General features: G+C 68.2%; 25 protein-coding genes and 1 tRNA gene. 6 read left to right on the top strand and 20 right to left on the bottom strand.

Going from position 1 to position 23,208, the window contains the following annotated elements; all coding sequences use genetic code 11:
- Positions 1 to 22: 22 nt before the first annotated feature.
- The 3 genes from H4281_RS26430 to H4281_RS26420 all read left to right on the top strand — a co-directional run bounded on the left by H4281_RS26430 (position 23) and on the right by H4281_RS26420 (position 2,807).
- Positions 23 to 856 (top strand): CPBP family intramembrane glutamic endopeptidase, encoded by an 834-nt coding sequence (locus tag H4281_RS26430; protein WP_182893624.1) that lies wholly within the window; start codon positions 23 to 25, stop codon positions 854 to 856.
- A gap of 61 nt (positions 857 to 917) precedes the next feature.
- Positions 918 to 2,114, top strand: coding sequence for an arginine deiminase (locus H4281_RS26425; protein ID WP_182893929.1), 1,197 nt, complete (start codon positions 918 to 920; stop codon positions 2,112 to 2,114).
- 141 nt (positions 2,115 to 2,255) lie between these two features.
- Positions 2,256 to 2,807 (top strand): ferritin, encoded by a 552-nt coding sequence (locus tag H4281_RS26420; protein WP_182893623.1) that lies wholly within the window; start codon positions 2,256 to 2,258, stop codon positions 2,805 to 2,807.
- A 69-nt stretch (positions 2,808 to 2,876) separates the two neighbouring features.
- On the opposite strand, the gene H4281_RS26415 is transcribed toward H4281_RS26420, so the two are convergent.
- From H4281_RS26415 to H4281_RS26395, 5 genes are all read right to left on the bottom strand, one after another.
- Positions 2,877 to 3,461, bottom strand: coding sequence for a dihydrofolate reductase family protein (locus H4281_RS26415; protein ID WP_182893622.1), 585 nt, complete (start codon positions 3,459 to 3,461; stop codon positions 2,877 to 2,879).
- Positions 3,462 to 3,554: 93 nt separating this feature from the next.
- Positions 3,555 to 4,382 (bottom strand): hypothetical protein, encoded by an 828-nt coding sequence (locus H4281_RS26410; RefSeq protein WP_182893621.1) that lies wholly within the window; start codon positions 4,380 to 4,382, stop codon positions 3,555 to 3,557.
- On the bottom strand, positions 4,379 to 4,942 hold the full coding sequence (locus H4281_RS26405) for a SigE family RNA polymerase sigma factor (protein ID WP_237597733.1): 564 nt from the start codon (positions 4,940 to 4,942) through the stop codon (positions 4,379 to 4,381). Before H4281_RS26405 ends, H4281_RS26410 begins: the two co-directional genes overlap by 4 nt.
- A 124-nt stretch (positions 4,943 to 5,066) precedes the next feature.
- Positions 5,067 to 5,420 carry a DUF952 domain-containing protein gene (locus tag H4281_RS26400; protein ID WP_182893620.1) on the bottom strand — a complete coding sequence of 118 codons (354 nt, stop codon included), beginning with the start codon at positions 5,418 to 5,420 and terminating at the stop codon, positions 5,067 to 5,069.
- Between the two features lie 55 nt (positions 5,421 to 5,475).
- The gene (locus tag H4281_RS26395; RefSeq protein ID WP_116205557.1) at positions 5,476 to 6,351 is read right to left on the bottom strand and encodes a DUF5926 family protein; all 876 of its coding nucleotides are present in this window, start codon (positions 6,349 to 6,351) and stop codon (positions 5,476 to 5,478) included.
- Between the two features lie 76 nt (positions 6,352 to 6,427).
- Here H4281_RS26395 and H4281_RS26390 point away from each other — a divergent pair, with 76 nt between their 5' ends.
- Positions 6,428 to 7,582 (top strand): cytochrome P450, encoded by a 1,155-nt coding sequence (locus tag H4281_RS26390; RefSeq protein WP_182893619.1) that lies wholly within the window; start codon positions 6,428 to 6,430, stop codon positions 7,580 to 7,582.
- A 47-nt stretch (positions 7,583 to 7,629) separates the two neighbouring features.
- On the opposite strand, the gene mca is transcribed toward H4281_RS26390, so the two are convergent.
- Together mca and H4281_RS26380 are read right to left on the bottom strand one after the other, a co-directional pair.
- Positions 7,630 to 8,454, bottom strand: coding sequence for a mycothiol conjugate amidase Mca (gene mca / locus H4281_RS26385; RefSeq protein WP_182893618.1), 825 nt, complete (start codon positions 8,452 to 8,454; stop codon positions 7,630 to 7,632).
- Positions 8,451 to 9,800, bottom strand: a complete 1,350-nt coding sequence (locus H4281_RS26380) for a DHA2 family efflux MFS transporter permease subunit (protein ID WP_182893617.1) — start codon at positions 9,798 to 9,800, stop codon at positions 8,451 to 8,453. Before H4281_RS26380 ends, mca begins: the two co-directional genes overlap by 4 nt.
- Positions 9,801 to 9,895: 95 nt before the next feature.
- Here H4281_RS26380 and H4281_RS26375 point away from each other — a divergent pair, with 95 nt between their 5' ends.
- Positions 9,896 to 10,498, top strand: coding sequence for a TetR/AcrR family transcriptional regulator (locus H4281_RS26375; protein ID WP_182893616.1), 603 nt, complete (start codon positions 9,896 to 9,898; stop codon positions 10,496 to 10,498).
- Here H4281_RS26375 and H4281_RS26370 read toward each other — a convergent pair.
- From H4281_RS26370 to H4281_RS26320, 11 genes are all read right to left on the bottom strand, one after another.
- A complete protein-coding gene (locus H4281_RS26370) occupies positions 10,495 to 11,541 on the bottom strand; it encodes a DUF4328 domain-containing protein (RefSeq protein ID WP_370648234.1) in 1,047 nt (348 codons plus the stop codon). The two genes, H4281_RS26375 and H4281_RS26370, sit on opposite strands and share 4 nt — an antisense overlap.
- A gap of 116 nt (positions 11,542 to 11,657) precedes the next feature.
- Positions 11,658 to 11,846, bottom strand: a complete 189-nt coding sequence (locus H4281_RS26365; RefSeq protein WP_182893615.1) for a hypothetical protein — start codon at positions 11,844 to 11,846, stop codon at positions 11,658 to 11,660.
- A gap of 109 nt (positions 11,847 to 11,955) precedes the next feature.
- Complete coding sequence (locus H4281_RS26360; RefSeq protein ID WP_182893614.1) at positions 11,956 to 12,312, bottom strand: rhodanese-like domain-containing protein; 357 nt, start codon at positions 12,310 to 12,312, stop codon at positions 11,956 to 11,958.
- Between the two features lie 44 nt (positions 12,313 to 12,356).
- Positions 12,357 to 14,147, bottom strand: coding sequence for a sodium/solute symporter (locus H4281_RS26355; RefSeq protein ID WP_182893613.1), 1,791 nt, complete (start codon positions 14,145 to 14,147; stop codon positions 12,357 to 12,359).
- A 70-nt stretch (positions 14,148 to 14,217) separates the two neighbouring features.
- A complete protein-coding gene (locus H4281_RS26350; protein ID WP_182893612.1) occupies positions 14,218 to 14,727 on the bottom strand; it encodes a hypothetical protein in 510 nt (169 codons plus the stop codon).
- Between the two features lie 6 nt (positions 14,728 to 14,733).
- Positions 14,734 to 15,567: a LytR/AlgR family response regulator transcription factor gene (locus H4281_RS26345; RefSeq protein ID WP_182893611.1), complete on the bottom strand. Its 834-nt coding sequence runs from the start codon at positions 15,565 to 15,567 to the stop codon at positions 14,734 to 14,736.
- An 86-nt stretch (positions 15,568 to 15,653) separates the two neighbouring features.
- On the bottom strand, positions 15,654 to 16,499 hold the full coding sequence (locus H4281_RS26340; protein ID WP_182893610.1) for a S49 family peptidase: 846 nt from the start codon (positions 16,497 to 16,499) through the stop codon (positions 15,654 to 15,656).
- An 18-nt stretch (positions 16,500 to 16,517) separates the two neighbouring features.
- Positions 16,518 to 17,822 (bottom strand): sensor histidine kinase, encoded by a 1,305-nt coding sequence (locus tag H4281_RS26335; protein ID WP_182893609.1) that lies wholly within the window; start codon positions 17,820 to 17,822, stop codon positions 16,518 to 16,520.
- A gap of 775 nt (positions 17,823 to 18,597) precedes the next feature.
- A complete protein-coding gene (locus H4281_RS26330) occupies positions 18,598 to 19,458 on the bottom strand; it encodes an Fpg/Nei family DNA glycosylase (protein ID WP_182893608.1) in 861 nt (286 codons plus the stop codon).
- A gap of 38 nt (positions 19,459 to 19,496) precedes the next feature.
- Entirely contained in the window at positions 19,497 to 19,937 is a 441-nt protein-coding gene (locus H4281_RS26325; protein ID WP_067578516.1) for a DUF983 domain-containing protein, read from the bottom strand.
- Positions 19,938 to 20,006: 69 nt separating this feature from the next.
- Positions 20,007 to 21,680 (bottom strand): zf-HC2 domain-containing protein, encoded by a 1,674-nt coding sequence (locus tag H4281_RS26320; RefSeq protein ID WP_182893607.1) that lies wholly within the window; start codon positions 21,678 to 21,680, stop codon positions 20,007 to 20,009.
- 210 nt (positions 21,681 to 21,890) lie between these two features.
- Between H4281_RS26320 and H4281_RS26315 the strand changes: the two genes are divergently transcribed.
- A tRNA-Gly gene (locus tag H4281_RS26315) sits at positions 21,891 to 21,963 on the top strand.
- A 177-nt stretch (positions 21,964 to 22,140) separates the two neighbouring features.
- Here H4281_RS26315 and H4281_RS26310 read toward each other — a convergent pair.
- Together H4281_RS26310 and H4281_RS26305 are read right to left on the bottom strand one after the other, a co-directional pair.
- Entirely contained in the window at positions 22,141 to 22,542 is a 402-nt protein-coding gene (locus H4281_RS26310) for an Imm7 family immunity protein (RefSeq protein WP_182893606.1), read from the bottom strand.
- Between the two features lie 26 nt (positions 22,543 to 22,568).
- Complete coding sequence (locus tag H4281_RS26305; protein WP_182893605.1) at positions 22,569 to 23,078, bottom strand: DUF2716 domain-containing protein; 510 nt, start codon at positions 23,076 to 23,078, stop codon at positions 22,569 to 22,571.
- Between the last annotated feature and the right edge of the window lie 130 nt (positions 23,079 to 23,208).

The following is a 23,208-nucleotide window of genomic DNA, read 5'->3' as shown; positions in this document are numbered from 1 at the left end:
ACCCCGACGGTAGCGTGCGTTCATGCGCACCACAGAGCGTTCCGGAGGGCCATCGGGCCTGCGTTCCTGGCTCAATCCGGCACTTCCGGCGTTCCCGGCTCCGATCACCGACGCCCGCGAGCGGCGGGCGGTCAAGATCGAGCTGGTCCTCGTTTTCGGCATCACCCTCGGACTGTCCGGTGCGCGCAGCCTGCTGTCCCTTGTGGACTCTCTGCTCCGGCCGACCCCGTTGGCTCAGCAGCAAGTGCAGCTCAACGTCCCGCGCGCGGCGGCGAGCCTGCTGGACCTGCTCCAGCAGCTGCTGAGCGCCGCGCAGCTGATCGGCTGGGGCGGGCTCGGGCTGTACCTGCTGTGGCGGGCCGGGATGAAACTGCGCGAAATCGGCCTGAGCCGGCGCATCCGTTCCGACGCGCTCATCACCGTCGGAATCGCCGCGCTGATCGGCATTCCCGGGCTCGCGCTGTATTTCCTCTCGTATCACCTCGGGTTCAGCCTCGCGGTGCAACCGTCCACTTTGGGCGATACCTGGTGGCGGCCGATCGCGCTGACGCTTTCCGCCTTCGGCAACGCTTTCGCCGAGGAAGTGCTCGTGATCGGCTATCTGCTCACGCGGCTGCGGCAACTCGGCGTGCGCGAGAACGCGTCGCTGTTCGGCGCCGCGGTACTTCGCGGTTCCTACCACCTGTACCAAGGGTTCGGCGGGTTCGTCGGCAACCTCGTGATGGGACTGGTGTTCGGCCGCGTGTGGCAGCGGACCAACCGGCTGTGGCCGCTCATCGCCGCGCATACTTTGTTCGATGTGGTGTCCTTCGTCGGCTATTCGTTGCTGAAAGGCCGTCTTTCCTGGCTCCCGTGATGCCTGCTCATTAGGCTCGCACTTCGTGAGCGAGACGAGCGAGATGACCGCACCTCCCAGGGTGGACAGCGAAGTCGGGCCGCTTCGGGCAGTGCTGCTGCACCGGCCGGGAAACGAGCTGAAACGGCTCACTCCCCGCAACAACGACAAGCTGCTTTTCGACTCCATCCCGTGGGTGAGCCGGGCGCAGCAGGAACACGACGCGTTCGCCGACGTCCTGCGCGGCCGCGGCGTCGAAGTGCTGCTGCTGGCCGACGTTCTCCGCACCGCGCTGGAAGATCAGCGCGCGCACGCAGCCGGGGTCCACGCCGCGGTGGACGACCGGCGGCTCGGCAGCGATCTCGCGGATTCGCTCAGGTCGCACCTGACGAGCGTCGACGCGCACACGCTCGCCGAAGTCCTGATGGCGGGCATGACGTTCGAGGAGCTGCCGTCCGCCGAGGGCGCGTCGCTGGTGCGGATGATGCACCATCCGCGCGACTTCGCCGTCGATCCGCTGCCCAATCTGCTCTTCACCCGCGATTCGTCCGCGTGGATCGGCGACCGTGTCGCGATCTCGTCGCTGACCATGCCCGCGCGGCGGCGGGAAACGGCGCTGCTCGACCTCGTTTACGCCTACCATCCGCGATTCCGCCACGCCGCCCGCGCTTACGGCGCGCATTCCGCGCCGATCGAAGGCGGCGACGTGATGCTGCTGGCTCCCGGTGTCGTCGCGATCGGCGTCGGCGAACGGACGACTCCGGCCGGAGCCGAATCGCTCGCGCGTTCCGTATTCGCCGACGGACTCGCGCATACCGTCGTCGCGGTCCCGATCGAACAATCGCGCGCGACGATGCATCTCGACACGGTATGCACGATGGTCGATGTCGACGCCGTCGTGATGTATCCGCTCGCGCGCGATTCGCTGACCGCGTTCACCATCAAACCGACCGGCGACGGCGGCGTGAAAGTGGCGGGCCCGACGCCTTTCCTCGAAGCCGCCGCGGAAGCGATGGAGATCGACCGGCTGCGGGTGATCGACACCGGCCTCGACCCGGTCACCGCGGAGCGCGAGCAGTGGGACGACGGCAACAACACGCTGGCACTGGCCCCCGGCGTGGTCGTGGGCTACGAACGGAACGCGGAGACCAACGAACGGCTCGCCGCGGCGGGCATCGAGGTGCTGCCGATCACCGGGTCCGAACTGGGGTCCGGCCGAGGCGGCCCGCGCTGCATGTCGTGTCCGGTGCGCCGCGATCCCCCGCCAAAGGAAAGTTAGCCTTTCCTTAATAAGGGCAAACGCATTAAGGGAAGGCTAACCAAAATAAGTGTTTCCTTCTTGAGGAATGGTAACCCTAATAGGGTGGAGATCACCAGCCAAAAGTGGAAAACAATCGGACATTGACGTACCGTGATGAACATGGCCGCTACGAAGAAAGAACCGCGCTCTAAGTTCTACGAACTGCTGCAGGCGCAGATTCACAACGAGTTCAACGCCTCCCAGCAGTACATCGCGCTCGCGGTCTGGTTCGACAACGAGGACCTTCCGCAGCTCGCGAAGCACTTCTACAAGCAGTCCGTCGAGGAGCGCAATCACGCGATGGCGCTCGTCCAGTACATGCTCGACCGCGACCACCACGTCGAGGTCCCCGGCACCGGCGAGGTCCGCAACGACTTCTCCGCCCCGCTCGAACTGCTCGAACTCGCGCTGGAGCAGGAGAAGGAGGTCGCTGCCGACATCTCCGCGCTCGCGAAGGCCGCGCGGGCCGAGGAGGACTACATCAGCGAGCAGTTCACCCAGTGGTTCCTCAAGGAGCAGGTCGAGGAGATCTCCCAGATGTCGACGCTGGTCACGGTCGCGCGCCGCGCGGGTGACAACGTCTACGAGATCGAGAAGTTCCTGCACCGCGAGGCCGTCGGCGACGCCGGCGCGGACTCCGGGATGCCCCCGGTCGCGGGTGGCGCGCTGTAAGCGCTCGACGCTTGCCGGAAGCCCGGTTGTCCCCAGTGTGGACAACCGGGCTTCCCCATGTGGATAACTTCAGCGCCGCTCGTACTGCGCGATAAGCACGCCGGTGGTGGTCGCGACGCTGCTGACGAGCGAAAACTCGGTCAGCGGCGCTGGTCCTTCGAAGAGCCGCGCGCCGCGGCCGAGCGTCAGCGGGTGGATCAGGAAAGTGTAGCTGTCGACCAGTCCGGCGGCGTGCAGCGCGCGCACGAGCGAAACGCTGCCGATGATCGCGAGATCCTTGCCCGGCAAGGCTTTCAGCTCAGCCACGGTCTCCACCGCGGAGCCGCGCAGCAGCACCGAGTTCGGCCAGGCGTCCGCGTTGTCCAGGGTGGTGGAGACGACGTATTTCGTGGCCGCGTTCATGTGCTCGGTGTACGGATTCCCGTCCGTCTGCGGCCCCCAGACAGCGGCGAAATCCTCCCAGGTGCGCCGGCCGAACAGCATGTCCCCAGGCCGGTCCATGCCTTTCCCCATCTCGCGCGCCATGACGTCGTCGCCGTATCCGTTGCCCCAACCGCCGAGGTCGAACCCATTCTGGGTGTCCTCGTCGCCGCGACCGGGAGCTTGCACGACGCCATCAAGGGTGGTGCTCAGGATGACGCTGATCGAACGCATCGGATGTCCTTCCGCTTCCGCGGGCCGCCGACCGGCCCGTCACCCGCTACACGAGCGGCGCGGAGCCAGATCGACATCGGCTCGCGAAATTTTTCAGCCGGCGCAGTCCTGCGTCTTCGCCCGTACCTCGATGGCCTGGACCGCGCCTTCCGAGTTCAGCGTGAAGTGATACGCGCCCTGGTCACCGGTCGGCGACACGAGCGCACTCCCCGACTCCGACGTGCCCGGATAGGTCGCGGTGACCTGGTCCTTCGGCGACCCGTCGCCGACGCCTTCCGGGGTGTGCGCAGCACCGTCGGGCTTCACCGCGACCACGCCTTTCTCCGCCGACACGACGGCCGTCGCGGCGGGCACTCCGGCACCGCTGACGTCGTAGTAAGTGCAGCCCGCCGACTCCTTCACCGTCGTGAGCTTCATACCCTGGTCCGCGAGCTGCTGCTCCGTCATGCCGAGCTTCACCGCGCCAAGGCCGTCGGCGGTCACCAGCGCTCCGGACGCGGCTTTCGTCGGCGTCGTCTTCGGCGGTGCCGGCTTCGTGTGGTGCGGATGCGCGGGCGGGACCGGCGGGTCGGCCACGCTGGTCTCCATCGGCACGGACGGCGCTTGCACCTGCGTCGATTCGGCGCTCGAAGGAGGCTCCGGTACCGAAGAAGGCAGCGTGGGCTCGGCCGAAGCGACCTGCTGGGCGGCGAGGCCGGTCGTGGCGGGCTGGGTGCGCAACTGGAGCACCACCAGCCCGGCTGAGGCCACCGCGAGGACGCACGCCGCCCCGGCCGCGGACGTCAGGATCCGCTGCCTGCGCCGCCGCCTGCGCGCACCGGCCACGATGGCCGACGCGGCGTTCTCGGCTGGTTCGACGGCTAGCCGGTCGTCGGCGAGGAGGGCGCGGAGCCGCTGTTCCAGATCGTCGGGCTGACTCACCCGGCGTCGCCTCCTTCCTGGTTCCTCAGTTTCGCCCGCAAGGACGCGATCGCCTTGCTCGCTTGGCTTTTCACCGTCCCCTGGCTGATGTCCAGCGCCTTGGCGATCTCCGCTTCGGACAGTCCCTCGTAGTACCGCAGCACCATCACCGTGCGCTGCCGCGGCGGGAGGTCGCGCAGCGCCTGCCACAGCGGCTCGTGCTCGAACGGATCCTTCGGCGCGCACGGACTGGTGTCCGGCAGATCCGCGACGAGGTTCTCCCGCCGCGTCCGGCGCCAGCGGCTGACGTGCGCGTTCGCCATCGAACGCCGCACGTACGCCAGCGGGTCGCCGGTCTTCTGCTGCACGTACGACCAGCGCGCGCCGATCTTCTCGAGCACGGTCTGCACGAGGTCCGCGGCGTCGTGCGGGTTTCCGGTGAGCACGTGTCCGTAGCGGAGCAGCCCCGGCAGGGCTTCGCGCACGAAGTCGCCGAAGTCCGCGATGGCGTTGACCGCTTCCGCCGACGGGCCTGCCCAGGGCGGATCTCCGCTCGCGAGGGGCAATGCGGCTGCCGTCACCGTATCGCCCCCTCCCCGGATGACCGCGTCGAGCGACGGTGTCTCGTCATCCCCACCACGCATGAGCGCCCCCGAGGGTTGTCCCGTATCCGTCGCTACTTTCCGTAGCTGTGGACAACTGAGGTCAGCGCACGGAAAGCGACTCGGGCAGCTTGAAGGCGCCGTCCGTGTCAGGGGGGAAATCGTGTACCGCGACCACAGCGTTTCGCGGGATCGGGCCGTAGATGTGCGGGAACTGGATTCCGCGCGGGTCCGGCGGGTCGCCGTCCTCCCAGCGAACGGGCGCGTCGACCAGCTCGGGGTCGATTTCCAGCAGGACAAGGCCGGATTGGCCGCGGAAGACCGCGTTGGCGGGCAGGGCGACGGTGCCCGGGTCCGAGCAGTGGATGAATTCGGCGTCGTCGAGCGAGGACGCGCGATATTCGCCGCCGGCGGGCACCTCGGCCCACTCGGCACGGGTGCAGATGTGGAGGATCACGCGGTGATCATCCACCTGTGGACAACTCAGGTCGAGTTGTCCACAGGTGGACAACTCAGCGGATGGTGAGCTGGCGGCCGATCAGCCCGTCGCGGGCCCGCCGCTCGGCGGCGTTGAGCGGCTCGGAGTCGAGCGACTTGAGCGCCTCGTCCAGCCGGGCCCCGAGCTGGTCCTTGGGCTCGGCCCATTCCCTGGCGTGCGCCTCGGGGTCGAGGTCCCACACCGGGACGAGCAGGCCGTGCGCACGGAACGACCCGGCATATCGGGTGCCCTCGCCGAGCCCGAGCGTGCCGGCCGCGGACAGCCGCGCAAGCGCTTGCAGCAGCAGGTTCTCCGGTTCCGGGCGGACCCAGCGCAGATGCGCCTTCTCGCCGGCGAGCACCCAGTACGCGCCGGAGCCGAGCCGGTCGGTGGGCATGATCGCGGCGTTCGCGCGCTCGAGGGAGACCGCGACGTCGCCGGTCGCGTCCGCGTCCTCGGGCAGCCACCACGCGAAGTCGGTGTGGAGGGCGACCTCCAGCTCCGCGCTCGGCACGAGGAGGTCCTGGAGCCGGTTGTGCTCGTCCGGGTCGGTGGGCGACGTCGTGTCCGGCACCGACAGCACGTCGCCCGGTTCGGCGTCGAGCAGCCAGCGCAGCGCGCGGCCGAGGTCGCGGCTGATGTCGGAAGACCGCGTCTGCACCTGAAGACCGAGGAAGCGCTCGCCGTCCGAGCGGACGAACGCCGCGGCGGCCATGGGCAGCACCGTGCCGAGCGTGACGTCGCCGCCGTCGGCGAGCGTCAGCTTCGCCGTGGCGGACGGGACGAACTCGCGCAGCGCGATCAGCTCCGGCTCCGCCGCCAGACCCTCGAACGGCTGGCCGACGAAGACGTCGCGCACCTTCGGCTTGCGGTCCGGCTTGGGACCCTTCTTACGCGCGCCCTTACCCATTTCAGCCTCCTCGGAACTCGATGTCAGACGCTATCGAAGGGACCGGCCGTCCGGGCCCGCGGGTTAGAGTCAGCTCGTGTTCGACCCTCGTGATCCCGCCTTCCTCGCCGACCCGTATCCCGCGTTCGCCGCGCTGCGCGCCGAAGGCGAGGTGCATCAGCACGACGGCCTAGGCATCGCGATCACGGTTTCGCACGCCGCGTCCGCTGCCGTGCTCCGGCACCGCGGGCTCGGCCGCATCTGGACCGACGCGCGACCGCTCGAACGGTTCGCGTCGTTCAACCTGCTGCACCGCAACTCGTTGCTGGAGAACGAACCGCCCGCGCACACCCGCCTTCGCCGTGTCATCGCGGGCGAATTCGGCCGGGGTCATGTGCAGCGGCTGCGCCCGATGGTCGCGGAACTCGCGGAGTCCATGGTGGACACCCTGGCCGCGAAAATCGCCGCCGACGGCAGCGCGGACCTGCTCGAACACCTCGCGCAACCACTGCCGGTCGCGGTCATCGCCGAACTGCTCGGCGTCCCGGCGTCGGATGGCGGGAAGCTGGTGACGTGGAGCAACGCCATCGTGAAGATGTACGAATACGGTCTGTCCGAGGACGGCCGCGACGCCGCCGAACAGGCTGCGGCCGATTTCGTGGCGTACCTGCGCGAGGTCGTCGCCGGCTCGCCGCGCGGGATCGTCCGGGACCTGACCGCGAGCGAACTGACGCCCGACGAGGTCGTCGCCACCGCGGTGCTGCTGCTGATGGCCGGCCACGAGGCGACGGTGAACGTGATCGGCAACGGAGTGACCGCGTTGTTGACCCACCGCGCGGAATGGGAGCGGCTTAGGTCCGACCCAACGTTGCTGGATTCGGCTGTGGAAGAACTGATCCGCTTCGACTCCCCGTTGCAGTTGTTCGAGCGCACGGCGACTGAGGACGTGGAAATCGCTGGTCACCGGGTGGCGAAGGGCTCGAAGATCGGCGCGCTGCTGGGTGCGGCGGCGCGTGACTCGAAGGTGTTCGACGCCCCGGACACCCTCGACGTGGGCCGGTCGCCGAACGCACACCTCGGGTTCGGGATGGGGATCCATTACTGCGTCGGGGCGCCGCTGGCGAGGGTGGAGATCGCGGCCGCGCTTACGGCGTTGACGAAGCGACTCCCGGACCTGCGACTGGCCGCGGAGCCGGAGCGGAGGCCGGAGTTCGTGATCAGGGGGTTGCGGACTTTGCCGGTGACTGCCTGACGCAAGGGCTCGTGAGTGGCGTTGCCGGTTCTAACCGGCAACGCCACTCACGACAACCACCGCAAGCCCTCGAACAAGTCGTCCTCCACTCCGGCGCTTGGCGCGACGGGACCGTTCGTGCGAGCAAGGTGGTAATCCTCCCAGGGCCAGACCTCTCGTTCGATCTCGCGTGAGTGGGCGAAAAACGGATGTCCCGGATCCATCTGCGTGGCATGCGCGCGCAACGCCGCGTCCCGAGTCGCGAAGTGTTCCTCGCAGCGGATGCGTGCGGTCACGGTGAGCACGTCGATCGGCGGCAGTTCCTCCAAAACCGGCCCCATCAACGACTCTTCACCAGCGGCGAGCGTCGCCTCGTGCATGGCCGCGAACCAGGATCGGCTGAGGGTGGCCAGATAGTAGAGCTTGCGCGGGCTGCCGTCGTCGGATTCGTCGAACGCCGCGGTCGTGACCTCATGCGCGCGGATGTGGTCGGGGTGTGGATAACCTCCCGTCTCGTCATAGGTGACCACCACCTGTGGACGAAATTCCCGCATCAGCTCCAGCAACGGTTTTGTCGCTTCAACCAACGGAATCTCCGCGAAGCCGCCAGCCGGCGAAGGCGTGGCCAAACCCGAGTCGACGTGGCCGAGGAACGTCTGCCGGACGCCGAGAATCCTTGCCGCATCAGCCATTTCCCGGCGACGGATGGCAGGCAGATCCCGCCGGACGTCCTCTCGGTCCAAGGTTGGGTTGAGCACATCGCCGCGTTCGCCGCCGGTGCAGGTGGCAACTAGGACGTCGACGCCCTCAGCCGCGTAGCGGGCCAGGGTCGCGGCGCCCTTGCTCGATTCGTCATCGGGATGGGCGTGCACGGCCAAGAGGCGGAGCGTCATGCGCGGCTTCCTTTCGGGAAGAAGAGAGCGGGGATAAAGCTCAACAGGGAAAGGCCGAGTGCCCACGTGAACGTAGTGCCGAACGCGGCGGCGCCAGGAGGTTGCGCGTGCAGAACAGCCACCAGAATCGCCGTGCCCAGCGAGCCGCCAATGCGGTTGACGACGTTGATCGCGCTCGCCGCACGCGGGATTTGACTGCGTTCCAGCGAGGTGTAGAGCATCGTCATGCCGGGCGTGGCCGTCGCGCCTAGGCCGAACCCACGGATCAGCAGCGAAACTGTCAACAGGGTCGGGCTGGGGGAATCGCCGAGCTGAGTGAAGGCGATCGTGCCTACGAGCGACAGCGCGATGCCGGCGAGCATGACTGTTCGTGAGCCGAAGCGTTCCAGCAGTTTTCCGCCTGCGATGAGGACGACGGCTGATCCCAGCGCCTGTGGTGCGAGCAGAAGTCCGGCGGCGAGCGCGGATGTGTGCTGGATTTGTTGGTAGTAAAGCGGAAGCAGCAACATCGAGCTGTACAGGGATGCGCCCAATAAGAAAGTACTCGCGCTCGCGACGGTGAAAGCCCTGTGCGCGAACAACTTCAGATCAAGCAGCGGCGCTTGTGCACGACGGGCGTGCCAGGCGTAGGCGATCAGCAGCACGGCACCGACGATGGCGAACGCATAGGAACCTTCGCCTAGGCCGTAGCCGAGCGCGCCGAGCCCCGGCGGGAGCAGCAGGAGGCCGCGGACGTCGAGCGGATCGCGCGTACCAGCGGGTTCCTCGCGCGGCAACACTCGGACGGCGAGCAGCAAAGTGGCGACGCCGAACGGCACGATCCCGAAGAACAGCCAGCGCCAGCCGAGGTCCTGGACGAGCGCGCCGCCGAGCATCGGGCCGAGCACCGGCGCGACGGTCGCGGGCAGCGTGACGACGCCGATCATCCGGCCCAGCCGCGGACCGGCCGCCTGCGCGAAAATCGCCTGGCCGACCGGTTGCATGAGACCGCCGCCGAGGCCGTGCAGCACACGGAACGCGATCAGCGCCGGAGCCGACCAGGCGAACCCGCACAGCACCGTCCCCAGCGTGAACAGCCCGACCGCGGCGATCCACACCTGACGGCCGCCGAACCGGTCGGCGAGCCAACCGGACAGCGGGATCGTGAGCGAGGCGGCCAGCAGGTACGCGCTGGCCACCCACTGCACGATCGGCAGCGAACTGTCCAGGTCACGCGCCATTACGCCGATTCCGACCGACACGATCGTCGCGTCGAGGATCGACAGCACCGCGCCCAGGATGAGCACCCCGCCGAGCCGGCGAAGCCCGGAATCGGAGACCGGAGCCTCCGGAAGCCGCGTGGTCATCGCATCACCTCCTTCATTAGGTCGGACCTGAGATTAGGTTGAACCTAGTTAATGGGTCAAGCACAAATTTAGGTCGGACCTAGTACACTGGCCGGGTGAGCCTCAGGGAGCAGAAGAAGCTGGAGACGCGGCAGACGATCTCGGCGGTGGCGACGCGGCTGTTCATCCAGCGCGGGTTCGACCAGGTCACGATCGCCGAGGTCGCGGAGGCGGCGCGGGTCGCCAAAATGACCGTGACGAATCACTTCAGCCGAAAGGAAGACCTCGTCTTCGACATCCGGAATGACTTCGTGGACTGGCCGGCGAACCTGGTCCGGGCCAACCCGGAGACGCCGGCGCTGATCGCCGTGCGGGACGGCTGCTTCGCGGAGCTGGACAAGGCGAGCCCGATGCTCGGGTTCGCGGACGTGTCCTTCGTGCGGATGGTGCGGCAGAGCGAACGCCTCACCTCAGCGCTCCGGGACATGCACGTCGACCGGGAATTCGAGCTCGTCGCCGCGCTGCTCGACCGGCATCCGGATCGGGAAATGCTGTCGCGGACGGCCGGGGCGCACCTCACGTCGGTGCTGCGGCTTCTTCTCGACGACGTCTGGAAGCTGACCTGGCAGGACGTCAAGCTGGACGACCTCGTGGAGCAGATCCGGGATTCCGCGGCGGTCGCGTTCGGCCAGCTGGAACCGGCGCTCGGCGACCTTTAGCGCGCGGCGCCGACCGGACGCGCGGTCCGCAGCTCCGGCTCCGGCGCGCCCTCGATCTTGAGCACGCGGAAGTCGCGCAGGCGTTCCGGGGCGATCGGCATCAGCAGATGCGAGAACCGCCGGATCACCAGCGCGGTGACGACCGCGAGCGCGGCCGCGGCGAGATCGGTGAGCGCGACCAGCAGGACGCTGTCCGCCATCGCCTGCACACCCGGCCGGATCCGCCAGATGATCGTGACGATCAGCAGGACCCAGTTCGCCACCCACACGCCCCACCAGCCGAGCACGAGCCGCGACGGCTTCGGCCGCTTGTCCCGGGGCCGGCGGAGCACGGCGTGTTCCAGCTCGCTGACCACGGACAACGCGAGCGGCAGGTTCACGATCGGCACCAGCACGCCCACGAGCACCTGCCAGACCGGCCGCGGCGGCGCTTCGTCGGCCTCGTCGGCGGCCGCTTGCCGGGCGACCAGCAGCCACCAGACCGAGAGTCCGGCGGGAAGCAGCGAAAAGATCGTGGTGAGCAGGCCAGCGAGCATGACGAACGCGTCGGAGAATCCGACGACACCGGTGTTCAGCGCGGAATCGCGGCTTTCCACGAGGAGCGCGTACCGCCAGATCTCCGCCCCCGCCGCGATCACGGCGAGGACGGCGAACGTCCAGAGGATCGTGGTGAGGCTCCGCGCGAGCACCGGGATCCGGTCGATCGGCCGGATTTCGCCGGACGCGGTGCCGGGCACGTTCGTCGGACGGCGCCAGGTCAGATTCGGGAAGCCCCAGCGCGGCGGCACCGGATAGGACGGCGGGCCGGAGTAGGGCGTCGCGGGCACGGCACGGCGACGGCGAACGGCGCTCGGCGGCGGGGACGCGACCCAGCGCAGCTTGGCCGCTCGCTTCGGCGGACTCGGCTGCGGTTGCTGCGGAGCGGGTCGATGGACCGCGCCTTGCGGAGCGGCGGTGAACGGACGCGCGTACGCGGCGTGCGGCGGGTAGGCCTGCGCCGGGTACTGCTGGTACGGATGGGCGAACTGCTGGCCAGGATGCACCGGCCCGGCCTGCTGCGGTGCCCAGTGCCCAGGGTGCGGCGAGTGCTGGCCGGGATACGGCTGCGCACCCGATTGCGGCACCAGGCCCGGCTGGCCGAAGCCCGTCGGCCCGGCATTCACGCCGCCAGACTGCGCGGGATACGGCTGCGCGCCTCGATGCTCGGCACCGGGCTGACCAGGATGCGGCGGCGCGCCGGGCTGCGGAGCGGAGTCAGCCCAGCCTGAAGCAGGTCCGGCCTGGCCCGGCCCTTGGCCAGAAGCGGCTCCGCCAACACCGTCCGCAGCCCCGCCTCGACCAGCGTCACCAGGCCGGGAAGCGTCCCCAGTCTCCCCCTCGTCCCGGCCGAAGCCAGGAACGAACGACGCCGGATCCGAGGATTCCGGCGGCTCGGGAACAGACTGGGCAGGCATCCGTCAGAGAACCTCGGGTTCAGCGTCGGGGTTTTCGCTCACCATGCGGCGGCCTTCGCGCGCCCAGGCGCCCATTCCGCCCGCGACGTTGACCGCGTCCCAGCCGCTCGCGTTCAGCCAGGCCGCGGCGCGCGCCGAGCGGCCGCCGGAGCGGCAGATGACGTAGACCGGGTTGTCCTCGGGGAATTCGGCGAGTTCGCCGACGCGCGCGGGCAGTTCGCCGAGCGGGATGTGCACCGCGGCGGGGGCGTGCCCGGCGTCCCACTCGTCGTCCTCGCGGACGTCGAGCAGTGCGACGTCCGCGGGAAGGTCGCGGACTTCAGCGGTCGGAATTTCAGCAGGGCTCACCACAGGTTCCATGCTCCCATGTCATGACGTTGTACGCGTGTGAGGAACGCTAACCGCTAAGCCTTGCGGTGGCGTCCCCGGCCGGCCCGCAGCTTCTCGTCGGCCTGGCCGAACCGGGCGACCGCGCGGTCGCGCATCAGGCCGAGCGGGTCGGGAGCGTGCAGGCGCAGCATGATGTCGTTCACCAGTTCCGGGCGGCCGGACCTGGTCAGCCGGCTCACCGCATAGGTCGCCAGGAACGCCGAGGGCACCGAGATCAGCGCGGGCTGCACGGTGAACCACGGCATCTTGTCTCCGGTGTACTCGCACACGATGTTGTACGCCAGTGCGCCGAGCACCATCCCGCCGCCGACGACCATCCCGGCCAGCGCGCCTGGCCAGCTGAGCTTGCGCCACCAGATGCCGAGCAGCAGCAGCGGGCTGAACGTGGACGCGGCGAGCGCGAAGGTCATCCCGATGGACAGCGAGATGTCCTCGGTGCGGAAGATCAGCGTGAGCGCCATCGGGCAGATCGCGACCAGCAGCGTCGCGACCCGGAAGTCCTTGACCCGGCCCGGCAGCAGGTCCGTCGACACCACGCCGGCCACGCTCACCAGCAGCCCCGAGCAACTCGACAGGAACGCCGCGAACGCGCCCGCCGCCGTCACCGCGGCGAGGATCTGACCTGGCCAGCCGGGCAACACCGCGGTCGGCAACAGCAGCACGGCCGCGTCGGTGTTGCCGGTGAGCAGCAGTTGCGGCACGTACATCCGCGAGAGCGCGCCCAGCATCGTCGGGAACAGGTAGAACAGCCCGAGCAGCAACAGCACGTGCACGGTGGTGCGGCGCGCGGCCTTGCCGTCGGGGTTGGTGTAGAAGCGGACCAGCACATGCGGCAGGCCCATGGTGCCGAGGAACAGCGCGAAAATCAGCGAGTACGTCTGCAGCAGATCGGTGATGCCGCTCGACGCCGGATGCAGCCAGGCGTCGTTCGTCGTCGGCGCGTCGCTCACAATCGGCACCGGCGTGCCCGCGGCGAATTCCAGCGTCGTCCCCGAGGACACCTTGTGCGGCACGAGCGGCGACCAGCGCGCCATGCCGCCCGCGGGACCGTTGTCGATGTGGCCGTGTGCGTAGAAGAACGTCTCGGTGGTGACCTTCACGGTCACGTCGGTTTGCACCGTCACCTTGGTGTCCGACGGGAACACCGGCGGCGCGGGCGCACCTAGCGCACGCACGCCGCCTGGGCCGCCGCCGGCGAAGAAAACCATGCACAGCACGAAAGTCGGCACGGCGATCGCGAACAGCTTCAGCCAGTACTGGAACGCCTGGACCACGGTGATCGCGCGCATCCCGCCGGAGATCACGTTGACCGCGACCAAGACGATGACGAGGAGCGCGCCCGCCCACGCCGGCACCGGAACGATCTGCGCGAGCGTCAAACCGGCGGCCTGCAACTGCGGGACCATGTAAAGGATCCCGATGAATACCGCGCCCGCCGTGGCGAATCGGCGCAGGCCTCGCGAGCCGAGCCGGGCTTCCACGAAGTCCGGCAGCGTGTACGCACCGGATCGGCGCAGCGGCGCGGCGACGAACAGCATCAGCGCGAGATATCCGGCGGTGAAGCCGATCGGGTACCAGGTCGCGTCGGCACCCTGCTTGAGCACCATGCCCGCGACACCGAGGAACGACGCCGCGGACAGGTATTCGCCGGAGATCGCCGCGGCGTTGCGGCTGGAGCGCACGGTTCGGCGGGCCACGAGGAAGTCGTGCGTGCTGGTGGCCCCGCGCGACGAACGGAAGCCAAGGTAGTAGGTCGCGAAGGCGACCAGCACGAGGCCGGTCAACGTCCACGGGGTCAGCTGCACGGCGTGAATCCTCGCACGACCACGCACTTCCGGGACGCGCCGCCACCAGCGAACGCATCCCCCGCGCGGGTCAGTTCTCGATCATGTCGACGAAGTCGCGTTCGTGCCGCTCGGCGAGCCGGTTGTACCAGAGGCCGACGGCGAAGAGGAACGGGAACGGAAGCAGGCCGAGCACGAGCCACGGGATCGGGATGCCGATCACGGTGAACCGCGCGACCGCCGGGAGGAAATAGAACAGCGCGGGCAGCGTCCCGAGCACGACCAGCACGAGCACCGCCAGCCACACCGACGTGCGCAGCTGCACCTTCACCAGGTCGCGGACCAGCAGTTTTCCCCAGCTGGTCTGTTCTTCCAGCTCGACCCGCCCGCGCATCCGCGCCGAGGACTGCCGCGAATCGGCGAGCACCACGCGCTCCCGTTTCGGCCGCACATGCGCGGGTTCGCTGGAGCGCGGAGCCGGTTCGGGAGCGGGCGGCACCGGTTCGACCACCGCGCGGTCCTCCGGCCGCACGCCCAGCGTCGGGTCCGGTTTGCGGACTCCGTTCTCGAGCCGGTGGTAAGGGTCTTCGGGCGAGGACATCGACGGCTAGCCGCCCCGGCCGGAGCCGACGATGCGGTCCTTCAGCGCCCGGGTGTGCCTGCGGCTGACCGGCAGCACTTTCTCCTCGTTGCCGATCACGACCTGGTAGCCGCCCTGCCCCATCCGCATTTCGGTGATCAGCGGCAGCGCGACCAGGAACGATCGGTGGATCCGCACGAATCCGGCCTTCTCCCAGCGTTCTTCCAGCTGGGCGAGCGGGATCCGGACGAGGTGGCTGCCCTCGGTGGTGAACAGCCGCGCGTAGTCGCCCTGCGCTTCCACCCAGCGCACCGACGAGCGCGGGATCAGCTTCGTCGTTCCCGCCAGTTCGACTGGGATGACCTCGTCGTCGTTCTTCACCGGCTCGGCGCCGCCCTGGCCCGCGGGCGGGCCCGCGACCGTGGCCAGCTTCTCGCGCACGCGCGCGACCGACCGGTCGAGCCGGTCCTGCTGGAACGGCTTCAGGACGTAGTCGACCGCGCCGAGGTCGAACGCGTTCACCGCTTCCTCGGCGTGCCCGGTGACGAACACCAGTACCGGCGACGGGTTCATCGCCGCGATCACGCGCGACATCTCCATGCCGGACAGGCCGGGCATGTCGATGTCGGCGAACACGGCGTCGACCGTCGGCAGGCCGCTTGCCCGCCGGGCAGCCAGTTCTGGGTCGTCGTGCGAGAACAGCCGCAGCGCGTCGGAGGCGTCCGAGGCCTGGAAAACGCGGTGGATGTGCGGGTTGTTCTGGAGTCCGTGGCTGAGTTCGTCCAGCCCGGCCAGCTCGTCGTCCACGGCAAGGACGATGAGTTTCCGGGTGTCGTCGTGAGCACTCACAGTGAGACGCATCCTGCCGATTGCGAGGTGCATTGTCCAGACCCGATCGGAGAGTGCACCTTGTGGGTGGCGTACCGGAGTCGCCACTCACCTGTGCCTCAGAGCCCGAAGCGCGACCAGGCCGCCTTCGTGGTCACCGCGTCCAGCAGCGCGCTCGCTGCCGCGGGCGCCCCGATCCCGAGCCGGGCGAGCAGCGGTTTCTTCGGCTCCGCCACGGAAATCTCGGCACCGGGGTAACGCTTGTTGACGATCTCGCGCAGCGAACCGAGCCCGTCGATCAGTCCGAGTTCGACCGCTTTGTGCCCGAGCCAGACGTCTCCGGTGAACAGATCGGTGGAATCGGTCAGCCGGTCGCCGCGCCGTTCCTTGACCCATTCGACGAACAGTTCGTGCAGCTGGCTGTGCATGTTTTTCAGCCACTCGACGTCCTCGGGCTTCTCCGGGCTGAACGGGTCGAGCCGCGATTTGTTCGCGCCCGCGGTGTGCAGCCTGCGCTCGATGCCGAAGCGTTCGAGCAGCCCGGTGAACCCGAACCCGCCGCTGATGACGCCGATCGAGCCGACCATGGACGTGCGGTGCGCGTAGATCTCGTCGGCCGCGCAGGCCAGCCAGTACCCGCCGGAAGCGGCGACGTCCTCGGCGAACGCCAGCACCGGCACGCCTTTCTCGTCGGCCAGCTGCCGGATCCGCTCCGCGACCAGTCCGGACTGCGTCGGCGCACCTCCGGGCGAGTTGATCTGCAACGCGACGGCCTTGAGCCGGTCGTGCGCGAACGCCCTGGTGAGCGCGGATTCGACGGCACTGAGGTTGATCGCGCCGCGAGCCAGCGGCGACGGCGTCGGCGTGATCACGCCGTGCAGCTTCACGACGGCGACCACGTCCTTGCGGTCGCCCCGGTCGCCGAGCACGGGAAGGCGGGAAGTCAGCTTGTCGGTCACGCTCATCTGCCCAGGCTAACCAGTTCAGTGCGCGGGCAGCATTCCCGAACGCGAGCCGTGCACTCCGTCGGGTTCCGGTTCCGGCTCGACCGGAGGCAGCGGCTGCTGCGGGACGTCGGCGGAGTAGTCCGGCATGTTCGGCCGCACGCCGAGCTTGAACTTCGGCACCCGCAACGCGACCTTCATCCCCGCACCCGGCGCGGTTTCGACGGTGAGCGCGTAATCCTCGCCGAACACTTGCCGCATGCGCTGGTTGATGTTGCCGAGCCCGACGTGCGCGCCGGTGCGGTGCGCGTTGCGCAGATCGGTGAGCTGCCGCGGGTCCATGCCGATGCCGTCGTCCTCGACCGTGATCAGCGCTTCGTGCCCGTCGTCCCGCGCGATCACCGTGACGCACCCGCCGCTCGGCTTGCTGGCCAGGCCGTGTTTCACGGCGTTCTCGACGAGCGGCTGAATGATCAGGAACGGCACCACGACGCTCAACACCTCGGGCGCGATCTTCATCCGCACCTCGAGCCGACCGCCGAAGCGAGCGTTTTCGATGGTCAGATACCGGTCGATATTGCGCAGTTCCTCGGCGAGCGTGGTGTACATGCCGGACGTGCGGAACGAGTAGCGCGTGAAGTCCGCGAAGTCTTGCAGCAGTTCGCGCGCTTCCTCCGGATCGGTGCGAATGAGCGCGGAGATCGTGTTGAGCGCGTTGTAAACGAAGTGCGGCGAGATCTGCGCGCGCAGTGCTTTGATTTCCGCCTGCTGCAGCTGATTGCGCGATTCTTCGAGCCGTGCGAGTTCGAACTGCGTGCAAACGAACTGGCCCACCGCCTCAGCCATCTGCACCAGCTTGCCGCGCGTGCGCCCGACGACGATCAGCGTCGCCTCGGCCTCGCCCTCAACGAGAATGGGGACAATCGCGGCCGTCTTCATCTTGCAAGTGCCACGGTGATTGCACGGCATCTTGTTGTGATCAGCGACGGCGCGCCGGTGTTTGCGCAACGCGGTCCCGATGTCATCGACGACGTCCAGATAGTGGTCAGTGGCCTCGCCCGCCCAGGACAGCAGCGTGCCTTCACTGTCGGTGATGCCGACGGCGAGACAGTCGAGCACCTCGAGCAGCTCCGCCGTCATCCGGTTGGCGGCCTCCTCGTCGAGCCCCGCCCGCAAGTTAGGCGTGGCCTTGGACATCCGGTGGACGGCTTGGAGAACGGCGTCCTGGATGACCCCCTTGGGCCGGCGCGCCCGGAAGGCGAGGACCAGCACCACGATCACCAGGATGCCGACCAGAACCCACGGGACGACCAGCGCATAGGGGAAGTCGGACACGACGTCCATGCTCTGCGCTCGACCGACCGGGTGCAAGGTCTGCTCCCCACTTTCTGTCCAGTAGCGACGCCGAGAGTGGGCAAACCCTACCGTCACTCCCGGTGAGCGTGAGAATCTTGCGCCATTCGGGTGGTGGCGGTGGCTGTGGGTCGCCAATGAGTGGGAGTGAAGGGACCCTTCATCACTACGGACGGTTAGCAGCGAAGGGACCCTTCACTGCTTGGCTAGTGCGGATGAGGGTTCTTTGGCGGTCCCGACACTTGGACCCGTGGCCAGCGCCCTCGCGGCAATGCCAATTCCGGACCAAAGAAGCCAACTCCCCTGCCCCATGAAGCCGACTCCTGACGATGCCGCCCAGCCCTCACCTGCGAGACCAAGCCCCGATGCTTACCGACGCACCCGGCCCACGTCCGCGAGGGGAACCCTCACGGACTCTGATTCCCCTCACGACCAGCCCACCGCTCGCCGTCCCGCCTCCGGCGCGCCCCAATGCCACATTGGGTGCGTCAGACGCACCGAACGCCACATTGGGTGCGTCCCACGCACCCAATGCCACATTGGGGCGCTAGCCCCAACCCACCCGCGAAACCGCAGCCAGTGCACTCAACGATCGATGCACCCACACCACCCCCGCACCCCGATACGAAGCCACAATGCGGTCTGAGGGTGCTTGTCAAGGCATCTTTCCCGCCTTGACAAGCACCCTCAGACCGTCATCACAATCAAGCTTCGGGGTGCCCCACGCAACCCCCACGGCAATGTCGCCGCCAGGCGACGAGCCGAACTACTTCAACAACCGGGACATCCGCCGATCAGCCAACGGTTTCCCCCCGGTCTGACAAGTCGCACAATACTGAAACGACTTGTCCGCAAACGAAATCTCCCGAACAGTATCCCCGCAAACCGGGCAGGGCAGCCCAGTCCGAGCATGCACCCGAAGCCCCGACCGCTTCTCCCCTTTCAACCGCGCGGCCTTCTGCCCCACCGACCGCGAAACAGCGTCCGTCTCCACCTCGCGGATCGCCTCGGCCAGAACCTCCAGCGCCCCCTCGTCCAACTTCCCCACCGTCGCGTAGGGCGACAATTTCGCCCGATGCATGATCTCGTCCGAATAAGCGTTCCCGATCCCCGCGATCAACGACTGATCAGTCAACGCCCACTTCAGCCGAGTCCCCTTCCCCTGGAACAACTCCCGCAACTGCGAAGCATCGACAGCCAGCGCATCCGGCCCCAGCCGAGCCACACTCGCCACCTCGGAGGGATCAGCGACGATCCACACCGCCAGCCCCTTCTTCGTCCCCGCCTCGGTCAGATCGAAGCCGGGACCGGAAGCCGACTCCAGATGCACCCGCAGCGAGATCGGCCCCTTCCCGGGCTTCAGTGGAGCCGGGGACAGCGCGTCCGACCAGCGCAGCCAACCGGCCCGCGCGAGATGGACCACCAGGTGCAGGTCACCGAGCACGACATCCAGATGCTTGCCGTGCCGCGTCGCGTCGGTGATTTCGCGGCCATGCAACTCGGTATACGGCGGCACCGCGGTCTTCAGGACGCTCAACGACGCGACGTCGAGCCGGAAAACAGTGCTCCCCACGGCGTGTTCGCGCAGGTGATGGGCCAGTGCTTCGACCTCGGGCAACTCGGGCATGGCACCAGTCTCGCGCGCCTGCCCGGTTCCGGCCAGGTCTATTCGACCGGGTGCAACGGACCGTCGAAGTCCGGCAGCGAATGCTTCTGGATCGTCTTCGAGATCCGCTTCACCTCGCCGGACACGGTGAACATGCCGCGGATCGTGCCGACCCAGCGCTCCGACGGCCGGTCTCCCGCGACGTCGCCCTCGGTCTCGGCGACCACCGTCCACGGACGGCGCAGGATCCACCGCAGCGGGAAGAACAACACCACCAGCAGCAACGCCAGCAGCACCCACGCGGGCACCTTCACGACATCCGGCGTCCAGACCACCAAAGCGATCACCAGGAACACCATGACCACGATCATCGCGATGCCAGGTCCGTAACTGCCTGCGACGTCGTGTTCGAAATCGTCAGCGGTGGCGGGAGCCCGCCACTCCATCTGGGCACGGACCACCCAATGGCGACCGTCTTCGCCGCGCACCAGCCGGTTCATCCTGTTGCCTCCCGGGCGACGTCGAACTCGGTCAACGTTACCGTGACCGTGCCGTCGAGCGCGAGGTGCTCACTGAGAGTTACTGGCGGTTTGCCGGGTTTTGGCTGTTCGGGAGCTCGCGTCCGCTGAGGAATCGGCCGAACCGGTGACATCGTTCCCGGACGTGGAGTCCGTCTTGGCCGAGTTCGCGGGCTCGGCGGGGGTCGACGACTTAACCGGCTTCGACGACTTAACCGGCTTGGCAGACTTCGCGGACTTCGGGCAGCCGGACGAACCAGCGGCGTTGGAAGACTGCGGAGCGGCCGGAGCGACGCGCCCCGACCCCGTCGGGGCGGTCGTGACCGATGGCGGCACGTACGAATCCGGCGAAGGCACGTACGACGAGGGGGGCGGAGCGTACGACGAACGAGTCGTGTCGTCCGTCGTCGTGCTCAGCACACCCGGACTCGACGAGTTCGTGGGCGTGTCCAGATCCGACCGCGACTCCGTGGTCGACGACCGGCTCGTCATCGGCGATCCCGAATGGCTGCCGTCCTGGCTCGGAAGATCATCGCGCGGCGTCGACCCACTCGAATCCGACGTCGACGACGACTGCTCCCCGGACGCCGCCTGATGCACCGGCGGCAAATTCGGCACCTCGGCCACGCCCAGATGCTGCGACGTACCCGGATGAACCGCCACATGCGCGGGCCGCGCACTCCCGTGCATCTCCCCGGAGATGACCCGCGGCCCCTGCTGCGCCGGCGGCGGAGGCTGCTCCGGCGGCTGCAACGCCAGCTCCGGCGCACCACCGCCCAACCCGACGTTCTGCACCGGATGCGACCCGAACACCAGCGGACCGGCGGTCAAACTCACCGCACCCGCCGCCGCGGTCGAGGCCAGCGCCAGCCCGACCTTCACCTTCGAGCCGAACACCACGCTCTTCACCGTCGCGACCGCGCCGGCGGCCTTCCCGACCCCGGCCAGCGCCGGAACCGCGAGCACCAGCACCCCGGCATGCGCCCGCAACGACGAACACACATCCCGCAGCTCGTCCTGCGTCGCCCGGCACGACGGACACCCCAGCAAATGCGCCTTGATCCGCTCCGCCTCCGCGCCGGTGACGCTGCCCGCGGTGAACCCGCCCAGCTTCTCCACCACCGCACGGCACGTCTCCGGACCCCGGTTCACCGACAAATGCGCCTGCAGATACGCCGCCCGCAACCCCTGCCGCGCCCGCCGCGCCAACGCCGCAGTCGCATTCGCCGACAACCCGAAATGCGGAGCCACCATCGCGGGCTGCTCGCCCTCGACCTCGGTCTGCCACAGAACCGTCCGCCACCGCTCCGGCAAACTCGTGAACGCCGTCGTGATCAACGTGTGCTCAGCCGTCCGGGCAGGCGTGTCCACCCCGGCGCCCGCGCGGAACGTCAACTCGTCGTCAGTCACCGGAACATCGCGCCGCGCCCCGTGCCACTCCCACGACACCCGGCGCGCGACCGTCAGCAGATAAGCCCGCACGTAATCCCGCGGACCCGCACCGCGGCGCAACGCCTGCAGCACACGGAAGAAGGTCTCCGCGGTGATGTCTTCAGCTTCGGAGCGATCCGACGCGAGACTCTGCGCCAATCTGCGCACCGCCGCGGCGTGCAGCTCGAACAACTCCCCGAACGCGGCATCCTCGCCGTCGCGCAGCCGCTTCAAAAGTGCCTGCTCGTCGGATTCCGAGGCCGCTGGTGGCGGCGCCGTGCCCAGCTCGGTCATCCGGCAAGGCACCTCCTCCCCCGAAGGACTCACCACTGAAGTCGATTGGGGACACCATACGGAGCAGAGCGCCCGTCGTCACCCCTTGTGCGCTCGACGTGACGCGCAAGCACCACATCTCAGCAGGTCCGCGCCAATAACGGGGCCCCCGAAAGTGTCATCGGAGCCACGGTATAGAGTGTGTTCAACACCGAGCACCAAGCGGTTAACGCGGATGTAGCGCAGCTGGTAGCGCATCACCTTGCCAAGGTGAGGGTCGCGGGTTCGAATCCCGTCATCCGCTCGCGACCGAGAGGCCCATGTCCACAAAAAGCGTGGACATGGGCCTCTCGCCATTTCACCCGGGGGCCGAGCCCCCGGACCCCCGCGGTGCGGTCGGCTGCGGTTCAGGGGTTGGGGGCTTTGCAGCTTGCGGAGCAAGCGGAAAAGACGTGGAGTTCCCGAGGCCTGACGAGTCTGGTTATAGCTCGTAGGTGTCCAGGACTGTGGGGGCGGTTGGGGACAGGTGTTCGTCTTTTTGTTCCGTTAGCTGGCCTCTTGCCATTCGGTAGACCTGGAACGCGTTGTCGTGTTCTGGGTGTTGGTCGTCCCAGATGTGCAGGAGGCCGTAGGAGCCTGGGGCCAGTTCGCCTACCCGGGCGAAGGTTTCCAGGAGTTGCGGGGTGATGGCTCCGCCGTGCTTGTCTAGACCACCCAGATGGAGCATGGGCAGGCCCTCGCTCCAGCGGAGGTCTACCAGGTCCAGGAGGGTGGCGTTCTGCAGGGAGCGGTGGACTCGTTCCACCAGGCGCTCCAGCAGAGCTGCGTCGTCGTCGCCGGTTGCGGTGGCGGCGATGGTCACCCAGCCGTGGTATTCGAACACGTGCGAGACGGTAGCAGCGGCCGTGCTCAGCGGGTCAGCGCAGAGGGCTGGCCGTCCCGGCGCAACTGGTTCGTGAGGATGCCGTCGGCGTGCTTTTCGACTGCCGGGAGCAGTTTTTCGCCGAAGACGCACAGGGTGCGTTCCCACGGGTGGCCCAGCGTGCCGTAGCTGAAATCGGCGGCCAGGAACAGGTGGTAGTCGCCGCGCGGGAAGACCGAGACCGGCCACGGCGCGTTCTGCCGCATGCGATGCGGCCAGAACTTGAACGACTGGTGCTGCCAATGCAGGACCCACAGCCACTCGTCCTCGGCGGTGGTCTCCTGCAAAGCGGCCAGCACCGCCCGGGCCACGTCGTGCTCTTCCACCGCGTACGGGCCGAGGCGGAATTCGGCCGAGGCACGGTCGTACTCGCCGGTGGACAGGTCCCAGGCAGCCGACGGGCGCGGCTCATGGAAGCCGGGCCAATCGTGCGCGAAGGTGCTCGGCCAGAACCTGAGCTTGTCGTGCACCCAATACCAAGCGGGTTCGTCAGCCACTCGCGAGAGCGGCTCCCAGGCTGCAGCAGCGTTCACTTGTCGACCTCGAAGTCATCGGCCGGGCTCGAAACTGCCGAAAGCTTCGTGTCCGGGGCCGGGATTGTCCAGTCCACCGGAGCCGAGCGCCAAG

Source organism: Amycolatopsis dendrobii, assembly GCF_014145675.1.
Lineage (GTDB): Bacteria > Actinomycetota > Actinomycetes > Mycobacteriales > Pseudonocardiaceae > Amycolatopsis > Amycolatopsis dendrobii.
The sequence above is the reverse complement of the archived record's forward strand: the minus strand, read 5'-3'. Positions and strand labels throughout refer to the sequence as shown.

What these genes read in the sequence shown, in the direction of transcription:
- H4281_RS26430 (WP_182893624.1), top strand. Translation starts at nt 23, where the DNA reads ATGCGCACCACAGAGCGTTCCGGAGGGCCATCGGGCCTGCGTTCCTGG.
- H4281_RS26420 (WP_182893623.1), top strand. Translation starts at nt 2,256, where the DNA reads ATGGCCGCTACGAAGAAAGAACCGCGCTCTAAGTTCTACGAACTGCTG.
- H4281_RS26415 (WP_182893622.1), bottom strand. Translation starts at nt 3,461, where the DNA reads ATGCGTTCGATCAGCGTCATCCTGAGCACCACCCTTGATGGCGTCGTG.
- H4281_RS26395 (WP_116205557.1), bottom strand. Translation starts at nt 6,351, where the DNA reads ATGGGTAAGGGCGCGCGTAAGAAGGGTCCCAAGCCGGACCGCAAGCCG.
- mca (WP_182893618.1), bottom strand. Translation starts at nt 8,454, where the DNA reads ATGACGCTCCGCCTCTTGGCCGTGCACGCCCATCCCGATGACGAATCG.
- H4281_RS26380 (WP_182893617.1), bottom strand. Translation starts at nt 9,800, where the DNA reads ATGACCACGCGGCTTCCGGAGGCTCCGGTCTCCGATTCCGGGCTTCGC.
- H4281_RS26360 (WP_182893614.1), bottom strand. Translation starts at nt 12,312, where the DNA reads ATGGAACCTGTGGTGAGCCCTGCTGAAATTCCGACCGCTGAAGTCCGC.
- H4281_RS26350 (WP_182893612.1), bottom strand. Translation starts at nt 14,727, where the DNA reads ATGTCCTCGCCCGAAGACCCTTACCACCGGCTCGAGAACGGAGTCCGC.
- H4281_RS26345 (WP_182893611.1), bottom strand. Translation starts at nt 15,567, where the DNA reads ATGCGTCTCACTGTGAGTGCTCACGACGACACCCGGAAACTCATCGTC.
- H4281_RS26340 (WP_182893610.1), bottom strand. Translation starts at nt 16,499, where the DNA reads ATGAGCGTGACCGACAAGCTGACTTCCCGCCTTCCCGTGCTCGGCGAC.
- H4281_RS26335 (WP_182893609.1), bottom strand. Translation starts at nt 17,822, where the DNA reads ATGGACGTCGTGTCCGACTTCCCCTATGCGCTGGTCGTCCCGTGGGTT.
- H4281_RS26330 (WP_182893608.1), bottom strand. Translation starts at nt 19,458, where the DNA reads ATGCCCGAGTTGCCCGAGGTCGAAGCACTGGCCCATCACCTGCGCGAA.
- H4281_RS26325 (WP_067578516.1), bottom strand. Translation starts at nt 19,937, where the DNA reads ATGAACCGGCTGGTGCGCGGCGAAGACGGTCGCCATTGGGTGGTCCGT.
- H4281_RS26320 (WP_182893607.1), bottom strand. Translation starts at nt 21,680, where the DNA reads ATGACCGAGCTGGGCACGGCGCCGCCACCAGCGGCCTCGGAATCCGAC.